Source organism: Geminicoccus flavidas (genome assembly GCF_009806515.1).
Lineage (GTDB): Bacteria > Pseudomonadota > Alphaproteobacteria > Geminicoccales > Geminicoccaceae > Geminicoccus > Geminicoccus flavidus.
The window spans coordinates 1-5,724 of sequence record NZ_WUJP01000502.1; the positions used below are offsets into that span (position 1 = coordinate 1).

The window sequence follows — 5,724 nt, forward strand, 5'->3', positions numbered from 1 at the left end:
GCCGAGGCCGGCCTGCTGGCGATGCTGGATTCCTATCCCTGCGAGCGCTGGCGCCAGGAGCCGCCGCCGGCGGCGGATGCCGCGCTGAAGGCGCTGCTCTACATCGCCGGCCAGGATCCCGAGCGGATGGCGGGGCTAGAGCTGACCCGGGACGGGGTGGTGGGTTTCCTGCGCGACAGCGGCCATCCGCTGGGCGCGCTGGACGACCGGGCGCTCGAAGGCGTGCTGCGGGTGGTGACGGCCAACGACCGGCTGGTGCGCGGGCACCGGCACCGCCATTTCCTGGGCCGGCTCGACCATTTCCGCGCTACGGAAGGCAACGAGGCCCGCGGGCTCGACCCGCTGGCCTGGCGCCCCCATGTCGGCCAGGTCGTGGTCCATGACGTACAAAGTGTGCATGGCCACATGCTGGCGGAGCCGGCGCTTGGCCGGATCCTGCCGGTGCTGGAGGCGCGCATGGCCGAGGTCGAGCAGGTCGGGCTGGCCCTGCCAGCCTAGCCGCGCTCGGGCCGGGCGAAGATCAGCACGACGAAGAAGGGCACCCCGATCAAGGACGTGACGATGCCGACCGGCAGGAGTGCCCCCGGCACCAGGGTTTTGCTGGCGACCGAGGCTAGCGACATCACCAGGGCACCGCACAGCACACTTGCTGGCAGGAAGAAGCGGTGGTCCTCGCCCACCAGGAGGCGCGCCAGATGAGGCCCGACCAGGCCGACGAAGCCGATCGTGCCGACGAACGCCACCGCGGTCGCGGCCAGGAGGCTCGCCCGGAACAGGGACAGAAAGCGCAGCCGGCCGACATTCACCCCGAAGCTGTAAGCCCGGTCGGAGCCCAGCCGGAGTGCGGTCATCTGCCAGGAGGCGGCCAGGGAGGAGGGCAGCACGAGAGCCAGCACCAGGGCGGCCACCAGGATCTTCTCCCAGCTCGCCCGGGCGAGGCTGCCGAGGTTCCAGAACACCAGCTGCTGCAGCGCCTCCTGGCTGGCGACATACTGGATCAGCGCCACCAGCGCGTTGAAGGTGAACACCAGCGCGATCCCGAACAGGACCAGCGTCTCCACCCCGGTGCCGCGCAGCCTCGCCATGAACTGCAGGAGCAGGACCGAGCCGAAGGCGAACAGGAAGGCGTTGCCCGACAGGATCCAGCTGGCCGGCACGCCCGGGATGCCCAGGCCCAGCACGATCGCCAGCGCCGCCCCCAGCGAGGCCGCCGAGGACACACCCAGCGTGAACGGGCTGGCCAGCGGATTGTTCAGCGTGGTCTGCATCTCGGCACCGGCCAGCGACAGGGCACCGCCGACCAGCAGCGCCAGCAGCGCCTGGGGCAGGCGGACTTGCCAGACGATCACCTCCAGCGCCGGCGTCAGCTCGCCCAGGTCCAAGAGGGCGCGCAGCCCGTCCAGCACCGGCAGGGACGAGGGGCCGGTCACCAGGTCGAGCAGGAAGGCCAGCGCCACCCCGAGCAGCAGCAGCAGGAGTGCCGCCATGCGCCGGCGCAGCTGGGACGCATAGGCGGCGAGCGGTGCCGCGAGGGTGGTGGGGTCGGCCAAGGCTGGAACCAGTCGAGGATGGGAGGTGCGCGGAGCCGCGGCAGCGCCCGCGGCCCCGGCTCTACCATCCGGGCCCGGTCACTTGAATATCCGGCTCATCCGATGGGAGGGTTCTGCGCTTGGTGACGACCGACGGCGGCGCGCGGCCGCGCCTGGCCGGAACGGAACAGGGGACGAAAGTTGAGGTGCTGCCGGAGGCGGGGCAGGGTACAGGGCCGGACCAGGGCTTGGTCATCCAGGACGTGTGGGCGGGCTATCGCGGCCGGCCGGTGATCCAGGGGCTGAGCCTGGCGCCGATCCCGGCAGGCAGCGTGACCAGCCTGGTCGGCCCCAACGGTGCCGGCAAGTCGACCCTGCTGCGCGGCCTGGCGGGACTGCTGCCGGCCAGAGGCAGCATCCGCTTCGCCGGCCAGGAACTGGGCGGCCTGTCGTTCGCTGCCCGGGCCAAGCTCGCCACCTACATGCCGCAGACCCTGCCGGCCGGCACGGCGCTCAGCGTGCTGGAAACCGTGCTGGGCGCGCTGCATGCCTCGCCGGCCGGCCAGACGCGTCCGGACGAGGCCGGTGCTGCAGCGGGCGAGGAGAGCAATGCTGCCGCACCGGAGCGGGCACTGGCGGCGCTGCAGCGCCTACATGTGGCTGACCTCGCCATGGAGCCACTGGACCGCCTCTCGGGAGGCCAGCGCCAGATGGTGGCGCTGGCCCAGGCGGTGGTGCGCGGCACCGGCCTCCTCTTGCTGGACGAACCCACCAGCGCCCTGGACCTGCGCCACCAGGTCGAGGTCATGGCAGTGGTCCGGGCACTGGCCGCCGAAGGGCGCACGGTCCTGCTGGTGCTGCACGACCTTTCCTTGGCGGGCCGCTGGTCCGACCGGATCGTGGTGCTCGACCGCGGCCGGCTCCACGCCGACGGTATGCCCGTCGAGGTCATCCGGCCGGACATGCTGGCCCAGGTCTATGGCGTGCGCGCCCGGGTCGAGCGCTGCTCCGCGGGCCATCTTCAGGTTGCGGTCGACGGCCCGCTGTCCCAACCCTGAGCCAACCGGTCATTAGATCGGTTTAGCCGTGGCGCGGCGGCAGCCTGCAGCCATCCGGCCATAGCCGGCCAGGATGGCGGCTGGCGGCATCAGGGGCGGGCATCAGGCCGAACGACAGGCCCGTGAGCACCGCCCGAACGCCTGCCGGCGGCCGCACGGGCGTGCCGCAAGCAGGCAGGCCGGCACCTTGGCCCGGCGGCACCCGCGAGCACAGGCCCCGGAGGGCCCGGCCTCAGCGCCAGACCGGCTTGCCCAGGTCGACGTCGTCCTCGTCGGTCAGCACGCCGGCCGCACCGCCTGCCGCACCGCCGATGGCGGCACCGCCCAGGATGCTGCCGCCAGTGACGGCACCGGTGGCAGCGCCCACGCCTGCACCGATGCCGGCACCGCTCAGGCTCCGGTCCGTCTTAGTCTCGCCGCAGGCCGCCAGCAGCAAGGCGACCGGCAAGAGCAGCACCAGGCTGCGCATGATCTCGTCCTCCAACCTCTGGCCGACGCCCAGTCGGCCGAGAATCCTGGCAGGACAACCTGAGCGCCGGCGTGACGGTTCCGAAGATCTCAGGCCTCCTCTCCGGTCGTGAGCAGGAAGGAGATCAGGGCGGTCTGTTCCTCTTCGTTGCAGTTGAACAGGAGATGGGTGCGATAACGACTAACGCTGAGGATCCGGGCGCGCAGGCGCCGGCGCGGGTACAAGGCGGTGATCTCCAGCTCGACCGGCGCGCCGACCAGGGCCGGGAAGGCCGGCGCCAGGCCGGCGCCGCCCAGCGACAGGTCCATAATCGTCACCGCCCGCACCGCGCCGTCCACGTCGATATAGGCGGACAGCCCGCTGGGGTAGCGGCGGTGGTAGCGGCGCTCGGCCAAGGGCAGGATAAGCTCGCCGCCGGTTTCGTCGTCCGTCTCAATACGATCCATGGCTCGATGCCTCGTGCGCTGTCCTGGTGTCGCGCATCCTAGGCCCGTGGCAGTTAACAAAACTTTGCAGCGCCGCTGTGCCCCGCAGCCGCTCGCCAGGGCCGGAACGATCGTCGAGAATGCCGGCCGGAGCGGGTTCGCGGCTGCGCTGCCCAGTTCCGCCTGCGGCCCTCTTGGTCTAGACCCTGCGGTCACCAACACCGAACCCGACATACCAGAAGACGATGGCCGGCCATTCCCACGCCAAGAATGTCATGCACCGCAAGGGCCGCGCGAACGCGGCCAAGTCGGCGCTGTTCACCCGCCTGATGAAGGAGATCCAGGTCGCGGCGAAAACCGGTCTGCCTGATCCTGCCGCCAATCCGCGGCTGCGCATGGCCGTGCAGGCGGCGCGCCAGGCTAACGTGCCGAAGGACAATATCGAGCGAGCCATCAAGCGCAGCCAGGGCAGCGACGCCGAGAACTACGAGGAGGTCCGCTACGAGGGCTACGGCCCGGGCGGCGTGGCGATCATCGTCGAGGCGCTCACCGACAACCGCAACCGCACCGCGGCGGACGTGCGCTCCGCCTTCACCAAGCATGGCGGAGCGCTCGGCGAGAGCAACAGCGTGAGCTTCCAGTTCGAGCGGATCGGCAAGATCCGGTTCGACGCGGCACTCGCCGATGCCGACACGGTGATGGAGGCGGCGATCGAGGCTGGCGCGCAGGACGTCGAGAGCGACGAGGAGAACCACGAGATCTGGTGCGCGCCGGACGAGCTCAATGCGGTCCTGCAGGCGATGGAGGCCAAGCTCGGCTCGGCCAGCGAGGCGATCCTGACCTGGCGGCCGCAGAACAGCGTGCCGGTCGACGACGACAAGGCCGACACGCTCCTGAGCCTGCTGGAGGTGCTGGACGAGAACGACGACGTCCAGCGGGTGATCGCCAATCACGAGGTCTCGGACGAGACCCTGGCCAGGCTGAGCGCCGCCTGATGCTGGTGCTGGGTCTCGATCCCGGTCTCAGGCATACCGGCTGGGGCGTGGTCGAGGCCAGCGGCAACCGGCTCCGCTTCGTCGCGGCCGGCGTGGTCGACACAAGGACCACCGACGATCTGGCGGTGCGGCTGGTCGCTCTGCATGACGGGCTGGCCCAGGTGCTGGCCCGCTACCAGCCCAACGTCGCCGCGGTCGAGCACACCGTCGTGAACAAGAATGCCGGCTCGTCGCTCAAGCTCGGCCATGCGCGCGGGGTGGTGATGTTCACCGCCGCCGCGGCCGGCCTGCCGGTCACCGAATACCTGCCCATGGCGGTCAAGCGGGCGGTGGTCGGCACTGGGGCCGCGGAGAAGGAGCAGGTGGCCGCCATGATCCGCATCCTCCTGCCAGGCTCAGGCACCTACCGCTCGGATGCCACCGACGCGCTGGCCGTGGCGGTCTGCCACGCCAACCGCACCGCCACGGTCAGCGCCATCGGTCGGAGCATCCGGGCCGCCGTCGGGGGAACCGCGTGATCGCGCGGCTGCGCGGCCGGGTGCTGGAGCAGCTCGACGACGGGATCGTCCTGGACGTGAACGGAGTCGGCTATCTGGTGTTCTGTCCCGCCCGGGTGCTGGCGCTGCTCGGACGGACCGGCGAGATGGTCGACTTGTTCGTCGAGACCCAGGTGCGCGAGGACGCGATCACCCTGTTCGGCTTCGCCGAGGCGGCGGAGCGGACCTGGTTTAAGGCGCTGCAGGCGGTCCAGGGCGTGGGGGCGCGCTCGGCCCTGGCGATCCTGGGCGTGCACGATCCGGCCCGGCTGGCGGCGGTGATCGCGGCGCAGGACAAGGCGGCGCTGACCCGCGCTCCCGGTGTCGGGCCGAAGCTCGCCGCCCGGATCTGTGCCGAGCTGAAGGACAAGGCGGCGATGCTCGGCATCGGCCGCGCGGTCGCGGCGGCACCTGAGGCAGGCGGGGCCGCGGCACCGGCCGGCCCGGTCGAGGATGCGCTCTCGGCCCTGGCCAATCTGGGCTATGGTCGGGCGGAAGCCTATGCCGCGCTTCAGGCGGTGCTGGCTACGCAGCAGGAGGAGATGGCACTGCAGCAACTGCTCAAGCTGGCACTCAAGGAACTGGCGCGATGAGCGAGCGGCTGATCGACGCGCTGGAGCAGGTCGACGACCTGGACCGCTCCTTGCGCCCGCAGCGCCTGGCCGAGTTCGTGGGCCAAGCCCGCCAGCGCGCCAATCTGGAAGTGTTCATC

7 protein-coding genes and 1 pseudogene are annotated in these 5,724 nt (G+C 71.0%); 5 read left to right on the forward strand and 3 right to left on the reverse strand.

What is annotated here, in order from left to right; translation table 11 throughout:
* Positions 1-498 (forward strand): annotated as a pseudogene (locus tag EQG76_RS14120) (non-ribosomal peptide synthetase); the annotation flags it as partial.
* On the opposite strand, the gene EQG76_RS14125 reads toward EQG76_RS14120, so the two are convergent.
* Positions 495-1,487, reverse strand: coding sequence for a FecCD family ABC transporter permease (locus EQG76_RS14125; RefSeq protein ID WP_159714517.1), 993 nt, complete (start codon positions 1,485-1,487; stop codon positions 495-497). The pseudogene EQG76_RS14120 and the gene EQG76_RS14125 overlap by 4 nt on opposite strands.
* A 185-nt stretch (positions 1,488-1,672) precedes the next feature.
* On the opposite strand from EQG76_RS14125, the gene EQG76_RS14130 reads away from it, so the two are divergent.
* Entirely contained in the window at positions 1,673-2,587 is a 915-nt protein-coding gene (locus tag EQG76_RS14130) for an ABC transporter ATP-binding protein (protein WP_321573463.1), read from the forward strand.
* 232 nt (positions 2,588-2,819) lie between these two features.
* Here EQG76_RS14130 and EQG76_RS14135 read toward each other — a convergent pair whose 3' ends face one another.
* Both EQG76_RS14135 and EQG76_RS14140 read right to left on the reverse strand, forming a co-directional pair.
* On the reverse strand, positions 2,820-3,056 hold the full coding sequence (locus EQG76_RS14135) for a hypothetical protein (RefSeq protein ID WP_159714504.1): 237 nt from the start codon (positions 3,054-3,056) through the stop codon (positions 2,820-2,822).
* Between the two features lie 89 nt (positions 3,057-3,145).
* Positions 3,146-3,502: a PilZ domain-containing protein gene (locus tag EQG76_RS14140; RefSeq protein ID WP_159714506.1), complete on the reverse strand. Its 357-nt coding sequence runs from the start codon at positions 3,500-3,502 to the stop codon at positions 3,146-3,148.
* 224 nt (positions 3,503-3,726) lie between these two features.
* Between EQG76_RS14140 and EQG76_RS14145 the strand changes: the two genes are divergently transcribed.
* The 3 genes from EQG76_RS14145 to ruvA are packed head-to-tail and all read left to right on the forward strand — an operon-like array spanning position 3,727 to position 5,605.
* On the forward strand, positions 3,727-4,476 hold the full coding sequence (locus tag EQG76_RS14145) for a YebC/PmpR family DNA-binding transcriptional regulator (RefSeq protein ID WP_159714508.1): 750 nt from the start codon (positions 3,727-3,729) through the stop codon (positions 4,474-4,476).
* On the forward strand, positions 4,476-4,994 hold the full coding sequence (ruvC, locus tag EQG76_RS14150) for a crossover junction endodeoxyribonuclease RuvC (protein WP_159714511.1): 519 nt from the start codon (positions 4,476-4,478) through the stop codon (positions 4,992-4,994). The genes EQG76_RS14145 and ruvC overlap by 1 nt, the downstream gene beginning before the upstream one ends.
* Positions 4,991-5,605 (forward strand): Holliday junction branch migration protein RuvA, encoded by a 615-nt coding sequence (ruvA, locus tag EQG76_RS14155; protein ID WP_159714514.1) that lies wholly within the window; start codon positions 4,991-4,993, stop codon positions 5,603-5,605. Before ruvC ends, ruvA begins: the two co-directional genes overlap by 4 nt.
* Positions 5,606-5,724: the final 119 nt, after the last annotated feature.

Excerpts from the sequence above, each read along its gene's own strand:
- EQG76_RS14135 (WP_159714504.1), bottom strand. The coding sequence starts at position 3,056 with ATGCGCAGCCTGGTGCTGCTCTTGCCGGTCGCCTTGCTGCTGGCGGCC.
- EQG76_RS14140 (WP_159714506.1), bottom strand. The coding sequence starts at position 3,502 with ATGGATCGTATTGAGACGGACGACGAAACCGGCGGCGAGCTTATCCTG.
- EQG76_RS14125 (WP_159714517.1), bottom strand. The coding sequence starts at position 1,487 with ATGGCGGCACTCCTGCTGCTGCTGCTCGGGGTGGCGCTGGCCTTCCTG.
- EQG76_RS14145 (WP_159714508.1), top strand. The coding sequence starts at position 3,727 with ATGGCCGGCCATTCCCACGCCAAGAATGTCATGCACCGCAAGGGCCGC.
- ruvC (WP_159714511.1), top strand. The coding sequence starts at position 4,476 with ATGCTGGTGCTGGGTCTCGATCCCGGTCTCAGGCATACCGGCTGGGGC.